Annotated in this window: 19 protein-coding genes, 1 tRNA gene and 1 pseudogene; 15 read left to right on the top strand and 6 right to left on the bottom strand. The window is 72.1% G+C overall.

The window, feature by feature from the left end; all coding sequences use genetic code 11:
- Positions 1–303 precede the first annotated feature (303 nt).
- Together IEX89_RS11060 and IEX89_RS11065 are read left to right on the top strand one after the other, a co-directional pair.
- Positions 304–486, top strand: a pseudogene (locus IEX89_RS11060) (transposase); the annotation flags it as partial.
- Between the two features lie 216 nt (positions 487–702).
- The gene (locus IEX89_RS11065; RefSeq protein ID WP_188912803.1) at positions 703–957 is read left to right on the top strand and encodes a hypothetical protein; all 255 of its coding nucleotides are present in this window, start codon (positions 703–705) and stop codon (positions 955–957) included.
- Positions 958–1,040: 83 nt separating this feature from the next.
- On the opposite strand, the gene IEX89_RS11070 is transcribed toward IEX89_RS11065, so the two are convergent.
- Together IEX89_RS11070 and IEX89_RS11075 are read right to left on the bottom strand one after the other, a co-directional pair.
- Positions 1,041–1,970 carry an SMP-30/gluconolactonase/LRE family protein gene (locus IEX89_RS11070; protein ID WP_188912805.1) on the bottom strand — a complete coding sequence of 310 codons (930 nt, stop codon included), beginning with the start codon at positions 1,968–1,970 and terminating at the stop codon, positions 1,041–1,043.
- A 23-nt stretch (positions 1,971–1,993) separates the two neighbouring features.
- Positions 1,994–2,659 carry an IclR family transcriptional regulator gene (locus IEX89_RS11075; protein ID WP_210317620.1) on the bottom strand — a complete coding sequence of 222 codons (666 nt, stop codon included), beginning with the start codon at positions 2,657–2,659 and terminating at the stop codon, positions 1,994–1,996.
- 214 nt (positions 2,660–2,873) lie between these two features.
- Between IEX89_RS11075 and IEX89_RS11080 the strand changes: the two genes are divergently transcribed.
- The 5 genes from IEX89_RS11080 to IEX89_RS11100 all read left to right on the top strand — a co-directional run bounded on the left by IEX89_RS11080 (position 2,874) and on the right by IEX89_RS11100 (position 8,253).
- Positions 2,874–3,854 carry a TAXI family TRAP transporter solute-binding subunit gene (locus tag IEX89_RS11080; RefSeq protein WP_188912809.1) on the top strand — a complete coding sequence of 327 codons (981 nt, stop codon included), beginning with the start codon at positions 2,874–2,876 and terminating at the stop codon, positions 3,852–3,854.
- A 70-nt stretch (positions 3,855–3,924) separates the two neighbouring features.
- The gene (locus tag IEX89_RS11085; protein ID WP_188912811.1) at positions 3,925–5,907 is read left to right on the top strand and encodes a TRAP transporter permease; all 1,983 of its coding nucleotides are present in this window, start codon (positions 3,925–3,927) and stop codon (positions 5,905–5,907) included.
- A complete protein-coding gene (locus tag IEX89_RS11090; RefSeq protein ID WP_188912813.1) occupies positions 5,907–7,109 on the top strand; it encodes a CaiB/BaiF CoA transferase family protein in 1,203 nt (400 codons plus the stop codon). The genes IEX89_RS11085 and IEX89_RS11090 overlap by 1 nt, the downstream gene beginning before the upstream one ends.
- Positions 7,106–7,957, top strand: coding sequence for a citryl-CoA lyase (locus IEX89_RS11095; RefSeq protein WP_188912815.1), 852 nt, complete (start codon positions 7,106–7,108; stop codon positions 7,955–7,957). Before IEX89_RS11090 ends, IEX89_RS11095 begins: the two co-directional genes overlap by 4 nt.
- 86 nt (positions 7,958–8,043) lie before the next feature.
- Complete coding sequence (locus tag IEX89_RS11100) at positions 8,044–8,253, top strand: hypothetical protein (RefSeq protein ID WP_188912817.1); 210 nt, start codon at positions 8,044–8,046, stop codon at positions 8,251–8,253.
- A 28-nt stretch (positions 8,254–8,281) separates the two neighbouring features.
- Here the strand turns inward: IEX89_RS11100 and IEX89_RS11105 are convergent, their stop codons facing one another.
- Together IEX89_RS11105 and IEX89_RS11110 are read right to left on the bottom strand one after the other, a co-directional pair.
- Positions 8,282–8,671 carry a hypothetical protein gene (locus IEX89_RS11105; RefSeq protein ID WP_188912819.1) on the bottom strand — a complete coding sequence of 130 codons (390 nt, stop codon included), beginning with the start codon at positions 8,669–8,671 and terminating at the stop codon, positions 8,282–8,284.
- 62 nt (positions 8,672–8,733) lie between these two features.
- Positions 8,734–9,036, bottom strand: coding sequence for a hypothetical protein (locus IEX89_RS11110; protein WP_188912821.1), 303 nt, complete (start codon positions 9,034–9,036; stop codon positions 8,734–8,736).
- A 205-nt stretch (positions 9,037–9,241) separates the two neighbouring features.
- Here IEX89_RS11110 and IEX89_RS11115 point away from each other — a divergent pair, with 205 nt between their 5' ends.
- Positions 9,242–10,045: an outer membrane protein gene (locus IEX89_RS11115; RefSeq protein ID WP_188912823.1), complete on the top strand. Its 804-nt coding sequence runs from the start codon at positions 9,242–9,244 to the stop codon at positions 10,043–10,045.
- Between the two features lie 53 nt (positions 10,046–10,098).
- On the opposite strand, the gene IEX89_RS11120 is transcribed toward IEX89_RS11115, so the two are convergent.
- Positions 10,099–10,184, bottom strand: a tRNA-Leu gene (locus IEX89_RS11120).
- Between the two features lie 144 nt (positions 10,185–10,328).
- On the opposite strand from IEX89_RS11120, the gene IEX89_RS11125 reads away from it, so the two are divergent.
- From IEX89_RS11125 to IEX89_RS11150, 6 genes are all read left to right on the top strand, one after another.
- On the top strand, positions 10,329–10,715 hold the full coding sequence (locus IEX89_RS11125; protein ID WP_188912824.1) for a hypothetical protein: 387 nt from the start codon (positions 10,329–10,331) through the stop codon (positions 10,713–10,715).
- Positions 10,716–10,831: 116 nt separating this feature from the next.
- Entirely contained in the window at positions 10,832–11,851 is a 1,020-nt protein-coding gene (locus IEX89_RS11130) for a complex I NDUFA9 subunit family protein (protein ID WP_188912826.1), read from the top strand.
- 99 nt (positions 11,852–11,950) lie between these two features.
- Complete coding sequence (locus IEX89_RS11135; protein WP_188912829.1) at positions 11,951–13,255, top strand: aspartate aminotransferase type Ic; 1,305 nt, start codon at positions 11,951–11,953, stop codon at positions 13,253–13,255.
- Positions 13,256–13,362: 107 nt separating this feature from the next.
- Positions 13,363–14,280, top strand: a complete 918-nt coding sequence (gene ybgF, locus IEX89_RS11140; RefSeq protein WP_188912831.1) for a tol-pal system protein YbgF — start codon at positions 13,363–13,365, stop codon at positions 14,278–14,280.
- Between the two features lie 45 nt (positions 14,281–14,325).
- Entirely contained in the window at positions 14,326–15,354 is a 1,029-nt protein-coding gene (gene tilS, locus IEX89_RS11145; protein WP_188912840.1) for a tRNA lysidine(34) synthetase TilS, read from the top strand.
- Positions 15,355–15,419: 65 nt separating this feature from the next.
- Positions 15,420–16,340 (top strand): 50S ribosomal protein L11 methyltransferase, encoded by a 921-nt coding sequence (locus IEX89_RS11150; protein WP_188912842.1) that lies wholly within the window; start codon positions 15,420–15,422, stop codon positions 16,338–16,340.
- 39 nt (positions 16,341–16,379) lie between these two features.
- Here the strand turns inward: IEX89_RS11150 and IEX89_RS11155 are convergent, their stop codons facing one another.
- Positions 16,380–16,616 (bottom strand): hypothetical protein, encoded by a 237-nt coding sequence (locus IEX89_RS11155; protein ID WP_188912844.1) that lies wholly within the window; start codon positions 16,614–16,616, stop codon positions 16,380–16,382.
- Positions 16,617–16,855: 239 nt separating this feature from the next.
- Between IEX89_RS11155 and IEX89_RS11160 the strand changes: the two genes are divergently transcribed.
- Positions 16,856–18,670: an aminopeptidase P family protein gene (locus tag IEX89_RS11160; RefSeq protein ID WP_188912846.1), complete on the top strand. Its 1,815-nt coding sequence runs from the start codon at positions 16,856–16,858 to the stop codon at positions 18,668–18,670.
- Positions 18,671–18,708 lie beyond the last annotated feature (38 nt).

The raw sequence follows: 18,708 nt of genomic DNA on the forward strand, positions 1-18,708 counted from the left end.
CGTGCTTCAGGGCGCCTCGTGGCTCTACAGAAAGCCTTCGAGATCGCATTCATTACCTCCGGAGGTATCGACGGAGCCGCAATGTTCGCGAAGAGAATGCGGGCGAGCGACGCTGATTGGTTTTACTCCACGCCACGTGGTGAGCAGCTGATTGCTCTGGAGCTTACTCGGCGAGGCGCGGAGAAGACGTCGGCGCCGGATCCGGAGAACGTCAGCCTTCTCGTCGGCAGCCAGGACGAGCTGGACCGGCTGAGAGGAGAAGCATGACTCCGCCACCGTCGCCGGCGGAATCATCGTCACCTTGTGATCGTCGCGGTGGGCGTCAACACCGACGGCCGGCGCGAGGTGCTGGGCATGGACGTCGGCCCCTTCGAGGCGGAGACCTTCTGGACGGCCTTCCTCAGGAAGCTCGCCCGGCGCGGCCTGCGGGGCGTGAAGCTCGTTATCTCGGACGCGCACGAGGGGACAGGGTCGCCGTCCGCGCGTGCGCGCTCCACGAAATCCGTGTGACGATCCGGTTTCCCGCGCGAAACCGTCGCGCCTCGGCACGAAACCCGATTCTCGTCGCGCGAAAACGTCGCGAAAAGCGGCGGGGCCAGAGTGCGCCCCGTCGACACGGCCGATCGCAGCAGCGAGGGCGCGTCGGCCCGGGTGCGGCACGGTGCCGGCCCGGTGCTCTCAACGAAACGCATGGAGACCATCATGACCAGGATCACGCGCACCCTCGTCGCCGCCGCCCTCGCTCTCGCGGCGTCCTCGCCGGCCTTCGCCTCGCTGCCGAGCGAGATCACGATCTACGACCAGCCCCAGCAGCAGGACGGCTTCTTCAAGCCGCAGGCGCAGTCGCGTCCGCTGGACGTCGAGGCGACCGGCTCCATCGGCGCGCCGGTGATGGGCGGCAAGGACGTCTGGCAGCTGCGCGAGACGATCCGGCGCAATGCCGAGGACCACAGCTGAGGCGGTCCCCGCCTCGCCCGAGGAGGGGAGGCGGCGGCGTCCGCCCCGCCTTCTCCCCCTCGGGTCGCTCGCCCCGCCTCCGATCAGAGGTGCGAGCGCATGGGCTTGCCGGCGACGGGCAGCGTCGCCACGAGCACGTGCCCGGTGTCGCTCTCGGTGATGTAGAGATCGCGATTGCCCGGCCCGCCGAAGGCGATGTTCGTCGTCGTGAGCCCGCCGGTGGGCGAGACGACGCGCCATTTGGGATGCCCGAGGCGATCGAAGCCCCACACGCAGCCGTTCCCCGCATGGGCGACCCACAGCCCGCCGGTCTCGTCGAGCGCCATGCCGTCGGGCCCCGAGAGCCCGCCGGAGATCTGCACGAACACCCCCACCTTCGAGACGGCGCCGTCGGCCATGATCGGCAGGCGCCAGACGGAATTGCCGCGGGTCATCGCCACGTAGAGCACCTCCTCGTGCAGGTCCATGACGAGCCCGTTGGGGCTCTGGCCGGTGTCGATCAGCAGATCGAGGCGGCTCGTGCCGGGGTCGTAGCGGTAGACCCGGCCGTTTTGCATGTGCATCCCGCTCTGGCCCTGGTCGGTGAAGAAGATCGACCCGTCGCGGGCGAGGAAGAGGTCGTTGCAGCCGCGGAAATGCTCGGAATGGCGATGCGTCACGAGCGGGCGCGGGGCGTCCGCGCCCGGCTCGAGCACGAGGATGCCGTGCATGTAGTCGGCTATGTAGACCCGCCCGTCCGCGTCGATCTTGAGCCCGTTGGGCCAGCCCTCGTAGCGGCACGCGACCGACCATTCCCCCGCCGGCGACACCTTCAGGATGCGCCCGTAGGGAATGTCGACGAGCCAGAGGTTCCCCTCCCGGTCGAAGCTCGGCCCCTCCAGGAAGCAATCGACCTTGCGCCCGGGCTTGTTCGCCGCCGCCCAGGGCGGGGAGGTGTCTGGAACACGCAGGTCGTCGGGCATGCGCGAGAAGATTCGCGCTTCGATCGTCTTCGGGGGCGGGTAAAGGGACATGGCGTTTCCTTCCGAGCCGTTTCTCATTCGTGCGGGGGCGGGGTGCGGGCCTCGAGGCGCGCCGCCGCGGCCTCGAGCGCCGCGAGCGCGCGCGTGCGCAGCGCCTCGTCGAAGCGGCTGAGCGGGCCCGAGACGGCGAGCGCGCCGCGCAGGCGACGCCCCGGCCCGAAGACCGGCACGGCGATCGCGGCGATCTCGGGATCGCGGGCGCCGAGCGAGATGGCGTGGCCGGACGCGCGCACTCCGGCGTCGTGGTCGGCGGGATCGTCGCCGAAGGCGAGGAGCACCTTCGCGCTGGCACCGCCCTCGAGCGAGAGCCGCGCGCCCTCGCTCAGATGGTGGCGCATGGCCTTGGGCGAGTTGCGCCGATAGAGGCACACCCGCGCGTCCCCCTCCCGCACGTAGAACGACGCCGTCTCGCCGGTCTCGTCCACGAGCACCTTCAGCTCCGGGCGGATGGTCTCGGCGAGATCGAAGGCGCGGCGGTAGAGCGAGCCGAGCCGCCAGAGCGCCGGCCCCAGCCGAAAGCGTCCGTCCGACCCGCGCACGAGATGACCGAACCGCTCCAGCGAGGTGGCGAGGCGCAGGATGGTGCTCTTGTAGAGCCCCGAGCGCCGGGCGAGCTCGGCGAGCGTGAGGCTCTCGCTCGTCTCGTCGAAGCAATCGAGCAGCGTCAGCGCACGCTCCACGGCCTCGACTCCTCCGGGAGAGGCGGCGGCTTCGGGGCGACCGTCTTCGGGGCGACCGTTTTCGGGGCGGGCGGCGTCGCGGGTTCTCGGCATGCGCAGGCGATCTCCGGCTGGACGGCGGCACTGGACGCGTGCAAAGCGTTCTGCTAGATTGAATATCGTTCCATACAGCAGAACGCAAGCGAAAAACGCCAGACACGAACGGGAGGACGCCATGAGGTGGATGAGGAACGCGGCGATCGCCATCGCCCTGACGACGGTGAGCGCCGGCGCGGCCGGTGCTCAGGAGCTCGTCTTCTCCGGGGTCTCGCCGACCTCGGACGACTACCAGCTCGGCGTCGTCTGGTCGGGCATCGCCCGCGAGGCGGGCCTGCGCATGACGGTCGTGGAGAACGGCACGGTCGCGGGCATGCGCAAGGCGGCGCAGGGCGAGGTCGACATCGTCGGCGTCGGCGCGCCGCACTACCTCGACGCGGTCGGCGGCACCGGCGCCTACACGGAGGATCCGGAGGCGCTGCGCGAGGGCTATCGCGACATGAAGGCGATCCTCGCGCTGCCCGTCGGCATGGCGCAATACGTGGCGCCGGCGGACGGCGACATCCGCGCCTTCGCCGATCTCGCCGGCAAGACGGTGGGCATTGGCCGCCCCGGCGGCAATGCGGGGCGGGTGACGCAGACGCTCTTCGGCATCCACGGCATCGCCGACAGCGTCGACGGCCAGGCGATCGAGTACGGCCCGGCGCTCGAGCAGATCGCGTCGGGCACGATGGACGCGACGCTCGTCTGGGGCTCGATCCCCACGGCCGCAATCGACAACGCGTCGCGGGCGACGCGGCTGCGCTTCGTCTCGCCGGACCCGGCGACGCTCGACGCCTTCCGCGAGGAGGTCTCGAACGGCCAGTACTACGTCTACCAGCGCATCCCCGCCGCCGCGATCGAGAAGGCTTACGAAGGCCGCGTCGTCGCCGAGGAGGACGCGTATTTCTGGACCTTCCCCTACCAGATCATGGTGCGCGGCGACGTCGACGAGGACACCGTCTACGCCCTCACCAAGGCGCTCTGGGAGAACATCGAGACGGTGAACGGCGCCTCCGCCGCCCTCTCGCTCGTGACGCTCGAGGACGCGCTCTCCTCGATCTCCGCCGACCTGCATCCCGGTGCGGCACGCTATTATCGCGAGATCGGCCGCCTCTGACCCATCGCGCCGCCGCCGGCGTCCTTCGCCGGCGGCTCGTCCGCGAACGATCCGTCGAGAGGAGCGGCAGATGCCCAGCCCCATGCCCGGCCAGTGGTCGAGCCATCGTTTCGAGCACCTCACCGGCGTCGCCCTCGATGCGCGGCCGGCCGTCGCCGCGCTCCAGGCGCTGGGCGTCGCGGCCTGCGCGGCGCTGCCGCTCTTCGTCGTCTACACGCTGCTGTTCGGGCGTTTCCCGAGCGAGGTGCAGTACGGCACGGCGCTGCTGCTCGGCCTCGTGGCGATCTTCGCCCTGCGGCCGGCCGGTGGCGGAAGCACGGCGCGCGGCGCGCTCGACCTGACGGCGAGCACGCTCCTCGTCGCCGGCGCGCTGTTCGCCTGGGGCTACTACACCGCGAACTACGCCGACATCGCCGCCTTTCGCGAGGGCCTGCCGAACCGGCTCGACCTGTGGTGCTACGCGATCGGGACGCTCGTCGTCGTGGCCGGCGCCCACCGGGCGGAGGGGTGGATCCTCACCCTCGTCGTGCTCGCGGCCGTGGGATACCTGCTGTTCGGCCACCTGATGCCGGGACTGCTGGCCCACCGCCCCTTCTCCATCGAGCGCGTGCTGGAGATCTCCTACGGCTATCGCGGCATCTTCGGCATCGCGCTGGGTTCCGTCGTCGACATCGTGCTCGTCTTCGTGATCCTGGGCGCGGCTCTGCGCATCACCGGGGCGGGCGATCTCTTCAACGACCTCGCCACCATGCTCACCCGCGGGCGGCGCTCCGGCCCGGCGCAATGCGCCATCGTCGCCTCCGCGCTGTTCGGCTCGATCAACGGCTCGGCGCCGGCGAACGTGGCCTCCACCGGCGTGCTGACGATCCCCATGATGAAGCGCGTGGGCTTCTCGGGACGCTTCGCGGGCGGCGTCGAATCCACGGCCTCGTGCGTGGGGCAGATCATGCCCCCCGTCATGGGGGTGGGCGCCTTCATCATGTCGGACGTCACCGGCATTCCCTATGTCGAGATCATGCTCGCCGCCCTCGTGCCGGCGCTGCTCTACCTGTTCTCGCTGTCGGTCACCGTCACCTTCGAGGCCGGGCGCCTGCAGCTCGCGCCGCTCTCCGAGGACGCGCCGCGCTGGACGCGAAAGCGCATATCGCAGGCGGCGCTCCTCGCCACGGGCTTCGGCACGCTCCTCGCGCTCCTGTTCTCGGGCTACCCCGCCACCTATTCGGGCCTGCTGGCCACCGGCGCGATCCTGGCGCTGGCCACGATCCTGCCCGACACGCGGCTTCGCCTCGCCGACTGGACACGTCTCGTCGTCGAGAGCGGGCGCGACGCGCTCTCCGTCCTCCTCGCCTGCGCGGCCATCGGCATCGTCATCGCCGCCATCACCTCGACGGGGCTCGGCGTGACGCTCAACCAGGAGATCACGGCTCTGGGCGCCGGGAACCTGTTCCTCGCCCTCGTGCTCGCCGCGATCTGTTCGATCGTGCTCGGCATGGGCCTGCCCACGGCGGCGTCGTATCTCATGGTGATCTTCGTCGCGGGACCCGCCATCATGGAACTCGGCATCTCCGAGCTCGGGGCGCATCTCTTCGTGTTCTACTACGCCGTCCTCTCCGCAATCACGCCGCCGGTGGCGCTCGCCGTCTTCGCGGCGGCGGCGATCGCCAAGGAGCATCCGATCCCGCTGGCGCTGACCTCGATGCGGCTCGCGCTCGTGGGTTTCGTCCTGCCCATCGCCTGGATCTACCATCCCGAGATCGTGGTGGGCACGCAGGGCACCGGGCTCCTCGATGCGCTGCTGATCCTGCCCATCCTCATGCTCGGCATCGTCGCGCTGGCGGCGGCGCAGATCGGCTGGCTGTTCCGGCCGCTGCCGATCGTGGTGCGCCTCGCCCTCGTCGCCTGCGCGGCCGCGACCCTCGCGCCGGCGACGAGCGCGAACCTCGCGGGGGCGGGGCTCGTTCTGCTGATCGCGGGCTTCGCCCTGCGCAGCGCCGGGCGCACCTCCGGCGCGAGTCGTCCCGGCGTCGACACGCCCGCGGAGCTGGTCCCCTGATGAACGCGCAGCGCACCCATCCCGCCCCGCTCTCCGGCATCCGGGTCCTGGACCTGACGAACGTCCTCGCCGGGCCCTATTGCTGCTACCAGCTCGCGCTGCTCGGCGCCGACGTCATCAAGGTCGAGCGGCCCGACGGCGGCGACCTCGCCCGCCAGCTCGGCGCCTCCGTGCCGCTCAACCGCGACCTGATGGGCGCCTCCTTCATCGCGCAGAACGGGGCGAAGCGCTCGATCGTGCTCGACCTGAAGGAGACGGCCGACAAGGAGGCCTTCCTGTCCCTCGTCGAGACCGCCGACGTCGTCGTCGAGAACTTCCGCCCCGGCGTCATGGCGCGGCTCGGCCTCGACGCCGCGCGGCTGCGCGCGAGGAACCCGCGCCTCGTCTATTGCGCCATCAGCGGCTTCGGCCAGACCGGCCCGCTCGCCGGCGATCCCGCCTACGACCAGATCGTGCAGGGCCTCTCGGGGATCATGAGCGTCACCGGCACGCCGCAGAGCGCGCCCCTGCGCGTCGGCTTCCCCGTGTCGGACACGGTGGGCGGGCTGACCGCGGCCTTCGCGATCGTCTCCGCGCTCGCGGGTCGCGGGCGGACGGGGGAGGGGGCGACGCTCGACGTCTCGATGCTCGACGCGAGCCTCAGCGTCATGGCCTGGGCGGTCTCGAACCTGCTCGTCGCGGGCGTCGAGCCCAGTGCCATGGGCAACGACAACATGACGGCGAGCCCGTCGGGTACCTTCCGCACGGGGGAGGGGCTCCTCAACATCGCGGCGAACCGCCAGGAGCAGTTCGCCACGCTCGCCCGCCTCGTCGGGCGCCGGGACTGGCTCGAGGACGCGCGCTTCGCCGAGCGCGAGGCGCGCAAGCAGAATCGCGCCGCGCTCACCGCAGAGCTCGAGGCCGCCCTCGCGACGAAGCCCGCACGGGACTGGGCGCGCCTCCTCGCGGATGCCGGCGTGCCGGCGGGGGAGGTGCTCGACGTCGCGGGCGCGCTCGCCCAGGAGCAGGTTTCCGAGCGTGGCCTCGTCCACGCCTTCGCGGGCAGCGACGACCCCGCGCTCGCCGATGTCGCCGTGATGGGCGCGGGCTTCCTCGTCGACGGCGTGCGCCCCGTGCCCACGCGCCCGCCCCCGCGGCTCGGCGCGCACACGCGCGAGATCCTGCGCGAGATCGGCCGCGGGCACGAGGAGGCGGCGGAATGAGCGGGGATCGGACACGGGACGAAGCCGAGGCCTGGTGGTCGACCGCGATCATCGCCATGCGGCCCGGCGAGATCCGGCTTCGCGGGCACGACGTGCGCGACCTCATCGGCAACGTCGATCTCGTTTCGATGATCTGGCTGATGACGCGCGGGAGCCTGCCGCGCCCGGAGGAAGCGCGCCTGCTCGAAGCCGCCCTCGTGGCGGGCGTCGACCACGGGCCGCAGGCGCCCTCCATCGCCATCGCGCGCATGGCGATCACCTGCGGGGTGGGCATCAACGGTGCCATGGCGTCGGCGGTGAACACGCTGGGCGACGTCCATGGCGGCGCGGGCGAGCAGGCGCTCGGCCTCTACGAGCGCATCATCGCGGTGAGCGACGCCCTCGACGGCGACGTCGAGGCCGCGGCGCAGGCGGTGATCGCCGAGGAGAAGGCGGCCGGGCGACACTACATGCCGGGCTTCGGCCATCGCTTCCATCCCCTCGACCCGCGCGCGCCGCGCCTCCTTTCCCTCGTCGATCGCGCGGTGGCGGAGGGTGTCGTCGCGGGGCGGCACGCGCAAGCGGGGCGCGCCGTCGAGGCCGTGCTCGCCCGCGGGCGCGAAAAGCCCGTGCCGATGAACATCGACGGCATCACCGCGATCGTCTACGGCGAGCTCGGCTTCCCCGGGCCGCTGGCGCGCGGGCTCTTCATCCTCTCGCGCTCGATCGGCATCCTCTCGCACGCCTACGAGCAATCGCTCGAGGGCGCGCGCAACAAGGGCCCGCTGCCGCGCGCGATGACGTGGCGCTACACGGGTGAGAACGGGTTCGACGAGGGTGGCAGCGGCGGCGCGGGCGGCGAGGCGTGATCGCGCCCGCTTTTCAGCAGCGATAAACCGTTCGCGTGGCAGGTTTCCCGACCCCGAGCGAACGCGTCCGAGCGCAAGGAAGAGACATGCCCTTCATCGAGCTGACCATGGCCACCGTCCAGAAGCCGCGGGTGCTCGTCAACACCGCCCACGTGGTCCGCGTCGAGGCCCACCCCCACGCCACCGGCGCGCTCGTCTACACGACGCCGAAATCCGACGGCAGCCCGGCGATCCACGCGGTGGAGACGTACGAGACGGTGAAGGGGAAGCTGCGGGACGCCGAGAGCCTCGGGTGACGGGATACCCTCGGATGACGCGGAACCCTCAGATGACGATGGTCCCGCACGCCTCCGCGATCCCGCGGGCGAGCTCGCTGCCCTTGAAGCCGGGGATGACCGCGTCGAGCCGGATCACGGCGTCGACGGACTGCTCGCAGGCGGCGTCGTCGGCCGTGGGGAAGTGGCGCGCGCGGCAATAGAGCGGCGCCTCGAAGGCGATTGCCGGAAGCGTCGAGCCCGACGCCGCTCGCGAGAGCGCGTCCGCCATGCCGGCGGCGTTGTCGGCGCACCAGAAGACGTTGCGGAAGCCGTAGCGCTCCTCGAAATCGTGCACGAGCTGGGCTTCGGGCGAGAGCGCCGGCTCGTGGGCGGGCGCGGGCGCGGCGACGAGCGCCACGAGGGCGGCGGAGGCGAAGGCGATGGCTGCGTGACGCATGGTCGTGCTCCTCTGGGTGAGACCATGCCGCGGCGTTCGACGCCGCGGCACGGGAGACCCGCTCAGTGCGGGCAAGACTTCCGGACGAGCGTGTAGTGATCGGGCTCGATCACCGTACGGCTCTGGATGTAGACCGGGAGCTCGCGCACCCGATTCCAGTGGTTGCCGGAGGTCTGCCAGGCTTCGCCACCCTCGCGGACGAGCTCGCCGCGCGTGTTCACCTCGATCGTCGCCGGAACGTACACGCGCTCATAGCACGCGATGTACCGGCTCTGCGCCTCGCGCACGGTGTAGGTCTCGGCCTGGGCCGCGACCGTCCCGACGAGAAGCGCCGCGGCAGTCGCCGCTACGGTCTTCAGGATCATGACGACTCCTCTCTGGTTATGCCCGCACCTTCTAGTGCGGACATGTTACGCTTAGATCAGAACTAATGAATTCTGAACGATAACAATTGGTTTAGGTTAATAAGCCTTCACGAACGGGAGCCGAAACGGCAGGCCGAAGGGGGGGAAGGTTTCGTTAACCACGTCCATTTACGGTTCGCTCACCATGATCGTGAGCGCCACCGCCATGCGACAGCCCCTTTTCGCCGCCCTGGTCGCGACCCTGTCGCTGCTTCTTCCCGTGACGGGAACCGCAGCGGCACCGGCTTCCGTAGAGGTCGTCGCTTCGGACGCCGTCGCGCGGACCGGCTCGGTCAGCGGGGCGGAGATCGGCGCGCGGGCGGGCTGCCGCCTCGGACGGGCCGCGGACGAGCGCACCTACGAGGTGTGCGAGGACGCGCATCAGGTCACGCTGGCGCGTGCCTTCGGGGCGGACGCGCCGTTCGACCCGTTCGTCGCCCGGCTGGTGGCGGCGCAGGACCCCGCGCCGCGGGCGCCACGCCCCTACGCGCGGTTCTCGACGCGCACGGGCCTCGGCGGCGGCGGGGAGGACTTTCGCTCCGGCCTCTCGCTGGGTCTCGGCACCGGGATCGCCCCGAACCTGCGCCTCGAGGCGACCCTCGACCTGCCCGGCATGCGCCTCGATCGCGCCCCGGCCGGCCTGCGCGCGGTCGCCCTGCCGCTGATGGCGACCCTCGCCCTCGACCTGCCGAGCTTCGGCCGCGTCACGCCCTGGCTCGGCGCCGGCATCGGCGTCGCCGCGCTCGATCTCGACCCGCTCGCGGACGTCCCGCCCGCCGCCGTCGTCCCGACGCACCGCTCGGAGACCGTCGCCATGCTCTCCCTCGGCGCCGGCGCGAGCTACGCCCTCGCCGACACGCTGGCGCTGGACCTCTCCTGGCGCTACGCGCGCACGCTCTCGGGCGAGGCGGGCGCGGACGGGCTGGACAGGCACGACGTGCTGGTGGGTGTGCAGGTGAGCTTGCCGTAAGGGGGGCTGCCGCCAGGGCGAGGTCGGCCCTCAATACTGGGAAGAGCACCGCTTGGTGCCCAGGAGAGGACTCGAACCTCCACGGCTGTTAACCACTGGTACCTGAAACCAGCGCGTCTACCAATTCCGCCACCTGGGCCCGCTCGCGCGGTGGAGCGCTTCATAGCAGGTCCGGGCCGCGCGTCAATCGCCTCGTGAAAGGAATTCTCAGGGGAAGGGATCCAGGATGGTCCGGGGTGCGTATTCTCCCCCATGGGACCGAGACAGGAAGGAGGGCCGTGAGATGCGTGCCCTGATGAAGCAGCCGCTGATCCGCCTGTTCGTCACGAACGGGATCCTGGGGATCGGCTTCGGCCTCGCCATCGCCGCGACCCTCGTCGCGGTGGACTTCCGAGGGGTGGCGACCCTCGCGCTCACCGATCCCGACGGCTTCGTCGCCGTGATCCTGCTCGCCTTCGGGCTCTCGGTCACCTGCGGCGGGGCGGCCATCGCCACCGCGGTGATGCTGCTCCCCTGGGAGGACGAGGAGGACGGCGACGGGCCGCGCGGCGGTTCCGGCGGCGGCGGCGGCGGGAACGAGCGCTTCGACACCACCGCGCTGCGACCGATCCCGGTGCGCGTCCAGGCCCGCGGCCGGCACGGCGTGCCGCGCATCCCGCGCGATGGGTGAGCCGGTCTCGCCTCTCTCCACCCCGTCGTGCGGCGCATTTTCGCGCCGCACCCTTTTCCCCGGCGTCGGAACGCTCTAGAGAACCCCGGCTTAGACGAGCTGAGGGGTGAGGGACCATGCAGGCGGCAGGCTGGCCGAGCGCGAAACTGATCACCGTCTTCGGCGGCTCGGGGTTCCTGGGCAAGGTCGTGTGCCAGGTCCTGGCGCGCCGCGGCTACCGCGTGCGCGTGGCCGTGCGCCGGCCCGATCTCGCCTATCACCTGCAGCCGCTGGGCACGGTGGGGCAGATCATGCCGGTGCAGGCGAACCTGCGCTATCCCGATTCGGTGAAGGCGGCGCTCAAGAACGCCGACGGCGCGATCAACCTCGTCGGCATCCTGCAGGAGAGCGGCAAGCAGACCTTCTCCGCCGTGCAGACGCAGGGCGCCGCCGCCGTCGCCCGCGCCGCCGCGGAAGCCGGCATCCCGCTCGCCCACGTGTCGGCGATCGGCGCCGATCCGCAGAGCCCCTCCGCCTACGGCCGCACCAAGGCCGAGGGCGAGGCGCTCGTCCTCGAGGCCTGCCCGGACGCGGTGGTGCTGCGCCCCTCCATCGTCTTCGGCCCCGGCGACGGCTTCTTCACGCGCTTCGCCGTCCTCGCCAGGGCGCTGCCGGTGATGCCCATCGCCGCCGCCGACACGCGCTTCCAGCCCGTCTACGTCGCCGATGTCGCCGAGGCGATCGCGCGGGCCATGGACGGCACGCTGAAGGGCGGGACGGTCTACGAGCTCGGCGGGCCCGAGGTGCTCACCTTCCGCGAGGTGGTGGAGCACGTCCTGCGCTATACCGAGCGCCGCCGCATGATCGTGACGCTGCCCGGGCGCCTCGCCCGCATGCAGGCGGCCCTCACCGAGACGCTCGACAAGATCACGATGGGGCTCATCCCCGACGAGATCGTGCTCACCCGCGACCAGTTGAAGATGCTCGAGGTCGACAACGTCGTCTCGGAGGCGGCGAAGGCGCAGGGGCGCACGTTGGAGGGCATGGGCATCTCCCCGACGTCGGTCGAGGCGATCGTGCCGTCCTACCTGCGCCGCTTCCGCAGGTTCGGCCAGTTCGAATCGAAGCGCGACCCGCGGGACGGGACGGCGGCGTGAGATTTGGGTGGGAGACTGGGGCGTGAGACGGCGGCGCTTGACAGCGCCGCCGCCTCGCCGCTTAACGACCGGGTTCCATCGCCGCCCCGGAGGCCGCCCGTGCCCGCTCTCGCCGATCTCTCGAACGCCGATCTGGCCGGCCTCGCGGCCGACCTCGCCCGCGACGTGGAGGCCTTCCGTGCGCGCGGCTTGAAGCTCGACATGACGCGCGGCAAGCCCGCGCCCGAGCAGCTCGATCTCGCCAACGCGATGCTGACGCTGCCGGGCAACGGCGACTTCCATACACAGGCCGGCGAGGACGCGCGCAATTACGGCGGCCTGCAGGGCATCGCCGAGGCGCGCAGCCTCTTCGCCGGCATGGTCGGCGCGCCGGCGGACCAGGTGGTCGTCGGCGAGAACGCCTCGCTCGCACTGATGCACGATTGCCTCGTCTGGGCGCTGATCAAGGGCGTACCGGGCAGCGTCCGGCCGTGGGGGCAGGAGCCCGGCGGCATCGCCTTCCTGTGCCCGGTGCCGGGCTACGACCGCCACTTCGCCATCACCGAAGGCTACGGCGTGCGCATGATCCCCGTGCCGCTCACCGGCGAGGGGCCGGACCTCGACGCGGTGCGCGAGGCCGTGAAGGATCCCGCCGTCAAGGGCATGTGGTGCGTGCCGAAATATGCGAACCCCACCGGCGAGACCTACGCGCCGCACGTGGTGGAGGCGCTGGCCGCCATGGAAACGGCGGCGCCGGACTTCCGGCTGTTCTGGGACAACGCCTACGCCGTCCACGACCTCGAGGAGGAGGGCGACGCGCTCGCCAACGTCCTCGACGCCTGCGCGGCGGCGGGCAACCCTGACCGCGCCTTCGTCTTCGCCTCGACCTCGAAGGTGACCTTCGCCGGCGCCGGCCTCTCCTTCTTCGGCTCCTCGCCGGCGAACGTGAAATGGTACCTCGCCAATGCGGGGCTGCGCACAATCGGCCCCGACAAGCTCAACCAGCTGCGCCACGTGCGTTTCTTTCGCGACGAGACGGGGCTCGCCGTGCATATGGGCAAGCACAGGGCCCTGCTCGCACCCAAGTTCGCCGCCGTCGAGGAGGCCCTCACGGCGCGGCTCTCGGGCACCGGCGCCGCGCGCTGGGCGCGCCCGCGGGGCGGCTACTTCGTCTCGGTGGACGTGCGCGCGGGCACGGCGCGCAAGGTCGTCGCGCTGGCGCGGGAGCTCGGCATCGCCATGACGCCCGCCGGCGCGACCTGGCCCGGCGGCGCGGACCCGAAGGACGAGAACCTGCGCATCGCCCCGAGCTTCCCCTCTCTGGCGGACGTGAGGGCGGCCGCCGAGGGCATCGCGCTCGCGATCCTCGCCTGCGCCGTGGAGGCGGAGCAGCAGGCGCGGGGGGAGGGGCCGGCGCGGGCGTGAGGCGAGCCTCGCGCGAAGCGCGGCCGTAAGCCGGCTTCCGCCATATTTTGGCCGAAGGGCGGCCCTGTGGTACGGGGACCTTCCCGCACCGATCGGTATCGCCATCCATGCAGCTCACTCGTGACACCCGCGCGCCGTTTCTCGCGCTCGCTCTCCTCGCGCTCGGCGTCGTGACCGCGCTCGCGACGCTCGTCGGCGGGGCCTCGCCCGCGCGGGCGCAGAGCGCGACCGAGATCGTCGTGCGCCTCAACCAGCTCGAGGAGGAGGTGCGCCGCCTCTCCGGCCAGGTGGAGGAGCTCACCTTCCAGAACCGCCAGCTGCGCGAGCAGCTGCAGCGCTTCCAGGAGGACGTCGATTTCCGCTTCCAGGAGATGGGCGGGCCCGGCTCGTCCCTGCCCCCCGCCGCATCGCCGACGCCGCAGCAGCGTTCGGACGTGTTCGACCCCTCCGCGAGCCCCGCGGCACCCGGCGCGCCGCAGCCGCTGGGCACGACGACGCCCTCGACGCCGCTGGGCGCCGCCGACGCTCCCCCGCCGGAAGGCGGGGGCGCACCCCTCGATATCGCCGCGATCCTGCGCGGCGAGGCGCCGCTGCCGAGCGTCGAGCGCTCCGGCCCGTCCATCGCCGCCACCGGCTCGGAGGACCCGCGCTTCGACTACGATTCGGCCTACGCCTACCTGCTGCAGCGCCAATACGAGCGCGCGGAGATGGGCTTTCGGCAATATCTCCAGTCCCATCCGCGCGACGCGCTGGTGCCGGACGCGACCTTCTGGCTCGGCGAGACCTATGCCCAGCGCGGCCGCCATCGCGAGGCGGCGGAGCAGTTCCTCAAGGTCTCGACGGAGTTCGAGACCTCGCCCAAGGCGCCCGACGCCATGCTCAAGCTCGGCACCTCGCTCATCGAGCTCGGCGCCCGCGAGCAGGCCTGCGCCACCTTCGCCGAGCTGACGCGCCGCTACGACGACGCCTCCGCGCCCGTGCGCGAAGCGGTCGAGCGCGAGCGCCGCCGCGCCTCCTGCGGCTGACGCCGCGCGCCCCGCATGGCCGTAAAGGAGATGGCCGCGAAGGAAATGGCCGCGACGGACGCCGACCCCCTCGTCGACGACGAGGCGCGGGCGCGCCTGGCGCCGCTCTTCCACGAATTCCAGGATCGTGGCCTTATCCTCGCCGTCTCCGGCGGGCCCGATTCCGTCGCTCTGATGCGGCTCGCCGCGCCGGTCGCGCGCGAGATCGGCACGGCCGTTGCCGTCGTCACGATCGATCACGCGCTGCGCCCCGGCTCCGCCGAGGAGGCGCGCCGGGTCGGCGAATGGGCGCGCGAGGCCGGGCTTCCCCACGAGATCCGGACCTGGGACGGCGAGAAGCCCGCGAGCGGCATCCAGGACGCGGCGCGCGCCGCGCGCTACGCGCTCCTCGCCGAGGCCGCTCGCGCGGCGGGGGCCGGCGCCGTTCTAACCGCGCACCATCGGGACGACCAAGCCGAGACCGTGCTGATTCGCCTGTGCGCCGGATCGGGCCCCGGCGGGCTCGCGGGCATGCGGGCGCGGGCGGATCTCGACGGGCTGGTGCTGGCGCGGCCCTTCCTCGACCTGCCGAAGGCGCGGCTCGTCGCGACCTGCCAGACGCACGGCTGGGGCTTCGTCGAGGACCCCTCGAACGCGGCCGAGCGCTTCGCCCGCGCCCGGCTGCGCCGTGTCGCGCCGCTCCTCGCTGAGGAGGGGCTCGGCCCCGAGCGCCTGGCGCGCCTCGCGGCGCGCGCGGCGCGGGCGGAGGACGCGCTCGATGCCGTCGCCGAGGCGGCCTTCCGGCGGCTCGTGCTCGCCGAGACGCCGCTCGCCCTCGACGCCCGCGGCCTCCTGGCCGAGCCGGAGGAGATTGCGCTGAGGGTCCTGGCGTGCGCCGTGCGCCACGTCGGCGCGCGCGAGGGCTACGAGCGGCTCTCGCGGCTCGAAGACTTCTGGAGCCGCCTCGCCTCGGCGATCGCGACCGATGCGTCGTTCCGCGAGACGTTCGGCGGCGCGCTCGTCACGCTCGCCGCCGGGCGGCTCGTGCTGGAGCCGGAGCCACCGCGGCGCGCGCGGCATCGCGCACGCTCGTGAGACGCACGCTCGTGAGACGCACCCGCCCGCTTTGCGAAGCGCGAGGACGGTGCTAGAGCCTCGCCATGCTCGAAGGCCTGCACCCCAACCGCCCGACCCACGTCATGCGCCTCGCCACCAGCGAGCGCGCGGCACGCGCCACGACCGACGTCATCGGGGAGATGTTCGACCCCGCCGAGACGGCGGTCGCCGCCTTCGAGGCGGAGGACGGCAAGACCTGGCTGCTGGAGGCGTATTTCGCCTCGCCGCCGGACGAGGACGCCGTTCGCGCCATGATCCGCCCCGTCATCGGCGAGGAGGCGGATCGCGCATTGTTCGAGGCGATCGCGCAGAAGGACTGGGTCGCGGCCTCGCTCGAGGGCTTGAAGCCCGTGCGGGCCGGGCGCTTCCTCGTGCACGGCTCGCACGATCGTCATACGCGTGCGCCCAACGATCTCGCCATCGAGATCGAGGCGGCGCTCGCCTTCGGGACGGGGCATCACGGCACGACGCGCGGCTGCCTGCTCGCGCTCGTCGACGAGACGAAGCGGCGCCGGCCCATGCGCGTCCTCGACGTCGGCACGGGCACGGGCATCCTCGCCTTCGCGGCGGCGAAGGGCACGAAGCGCAAGGTGGTGGCCGGCGATATCGATCCGGTCGCCGTCGCGGTGGCGCGCGACAACGCGCGGGCGAACGGCGTGGCGCCCTGGCTCGATCTCTATGTCGGGCCGGGCATCCGGGCGGCGCAGGCGGCGCGCACCCGGCATTTCGATCTCGTCTTCGCCAACATCCTGGCGAAGCCGCTGCGGCGCCTCGCGCCCGATCTCGCGCGGGTGACGGCGCCCGGCGGGACGCTCGTCCTCTCGGGGCTGCTCGCCAGCGACGTGCCCGGCGTCCTCTCGGCCTACCGCGCGCAGGGCTTCGCCCTGGCGAAGCGGCGCGATCTCGAGGGCTGGGCCGCGCTCACCCTCGAGCGGGGCGGCGCGGCCGCACGGCCGCTTCGCTGATCCGACACGTGCGCTTTGATCGGCGCACGCGAAATGCGCTCAGCGCACGAAAGGCAGGCGCGCGTCGTCGGAGAGGGAGACCTTGCGCACGCCCTCGTTCTCCATGCGCGCCTCGAGATGCGGCGCGTAGAGGCGAAGCTCGCGACGCACGCGCTCGAGCTGGGCCTCCTGCATGCGGCGCAGGACGCGGGTGAAGAGGCCCGGACGAGGGGTTTCGGTTGCGGCGGTGCCGGCGTTGCGCGCGGCGGAGCCGAAGGTGTCGAGGGCATAGGCCATGGGACGATCTCCTGGTCGGTTGGATCTCGGCTGTCGGTGTGGCCCGAGCGTTTCCGTTGTTGCAGCGCAATCTAGGTCAGTACCCCTGTCCTAGCTACGCCGTAGGCGCCGGAGCGGATATGCATGACGCGCAGGGCTCGGCGTCCGATCGGCCGAAGGCGTACGCATGGTGCATAGCGCGTGAGCAGCACCGTGCCGCGCCGTTGCGCAGTGCCGCTCTTTTCGCGTACCTCTTCGCCATGAGCCGCTTCCAGACCTTCGACGACCGCGCCGATCCCGCCCGCACCGCACCGCGCATCGCGGCGCTCCGCGCCGAGCTGGCGCGGCGCGGCGTGCAGGGCTTCGTCGTGCCCCGCTCGGACGAGCATCAATCCGAATACGTCCCGCCCTGCGACGAGCGTCTCGCCTGGCTCACCGGCTTCACCGGCTCGGCCGGGACGGCCGTGATCCTCGCCGATCGCGCCGCGCTGTTCGTGGACGGACGCTACACGCTCCAGGCGCCCTCGCAGACCGACACGGGCGTGATCACCGTCGTGAATTCCGGCGAGACGTCGCCCGCGCGCTGGGTCGAGGCGAACCTCGCCGAGGGCGCGGCGCTGGCCTACGACCCGTGGCTCCACACGGCGGGGGAGGTGGCGCGGCTCGAGGCCGCCGCGAAGGCCGCGGGCGGGCGGCTCGTCGCGCTCTCCCCGAACCCGATCGACGCCATCTGGGAGGATCGCCCGGCGCGCCCGAAGGCGCCCGTGCGCCCGCACCCGGAAGAGCTCGCCGGCCTCTCGCGCTCCGAGAAGCTCGCGCGCCTGCGCGAGACCCTCGCCGCCGAGAAGCTCGACGCCCTCGTCGTGTCCGACCCGCATGCGCTCGCCTGGCTGTTCAACCTGCGCGGCGGCGACGTGGCGCACACGCCTCTCCCGCTCGGCTACGCTCTCCTGCCGCGCGAGGGGACCGCGACGCTCTTCCTCGATCCCGCCAAGGTGACGAACGAGACCGGCGACGCCGTGGGCGCGCTCGCGACCTTCCGCGCGCCGGACGCGCTCGCCCCCGCCCTCGCCGACCTCGCCGCGCGCGGCGGCAAGATCCGCCTCGACCGCGACACGGCGGCGAAGGCGTTGTCCGACGTGGTGCGCGAGGCGGGCGCCGAGCCGGACGTGGGCGCCGATCCGATCGCGCGCATGAAGGCGGTCAAGACGCCCGCCGAGATCGATGGCGCCCGCGCGGCGCACGTGCGCGACGGCGCGGCCTTCGCGCGCTTCCTCGCCTGGTTCGAGGACCATGCGCCCGGCGGGCTCACCGAGATCGACGTGGTGGAGCGCCTGGAGGCCTACCGCGCCGAGACCGGCGCGCTGGAGGACGTCTCGTTCCCAACCATCGCCGGCGCCGGACCCAACGGCGCCATCGTGCACTACCGCGTCACCGCGGCCTCGAACCGGGCGCTCGCCACGGGCGAGCTGTTCCTCATCGATTCGGGCGCGCAATATCGCGACGGCACCACGGACATCACCCGCACGCTGCCGGTGGGCGAGCCCACCGACGAGATGCGTGATCGCTACACGCGGGTGCTGAAGGGCCACCTCGCCATCTCCCGCGCGGTGTTTCCCAAGGGCGCGACGGGCGCGCAGATCGACGGCTTCGCCCGCGCGCCGCTCTGGCAAGCGGGGCTCGACTACGACCACGGCACGGGCCACGGCGTCGGCAGCTTCCTCTCCGTGCACGAGGGGCCGCAGCGCATCGCCAAGACCGGCACGACGCCGCTCGAGCCGGGCATGATCCTCTCCAACGAGCCCGGCTACTACAAGACCGGCGCCTACGGCATCCGCATCGAGAACCTGATCCTCGTCGAGGCACGCGAGATCGCGGGCGGGGAGCGGGAGATGCGCGGCTTCGAGACGCTGACGCTCGCGCCCTACGCGCGGGCGCTGATCGCGCCGGCGCTGCTCGATGCCGACGAGATCGCCTTCGTCGACGCCTATCACGCGCGCGTGCTGGAGACGCTCGGCCCGCTGGTGGACGAGGCGACGCGGGACTGGCTCGCGGGCGCCTGCGCCCCGCTCTGACGCAGCGTTCGCCGAGGCCGCATCCGGTGCGGCTTGCG

Origin of the sequence: Salinarimonas ramus (assembly GCF_014645695.1) — a bacterium.
In the GTDB taxonomy this organism is placed as follows: Bacteria; Pseudomonadota; Alphaproteobacteria; order Rhizobiales; family Beijerinckiaceae; genus Salinarimonas; species Salinarimonas ramus.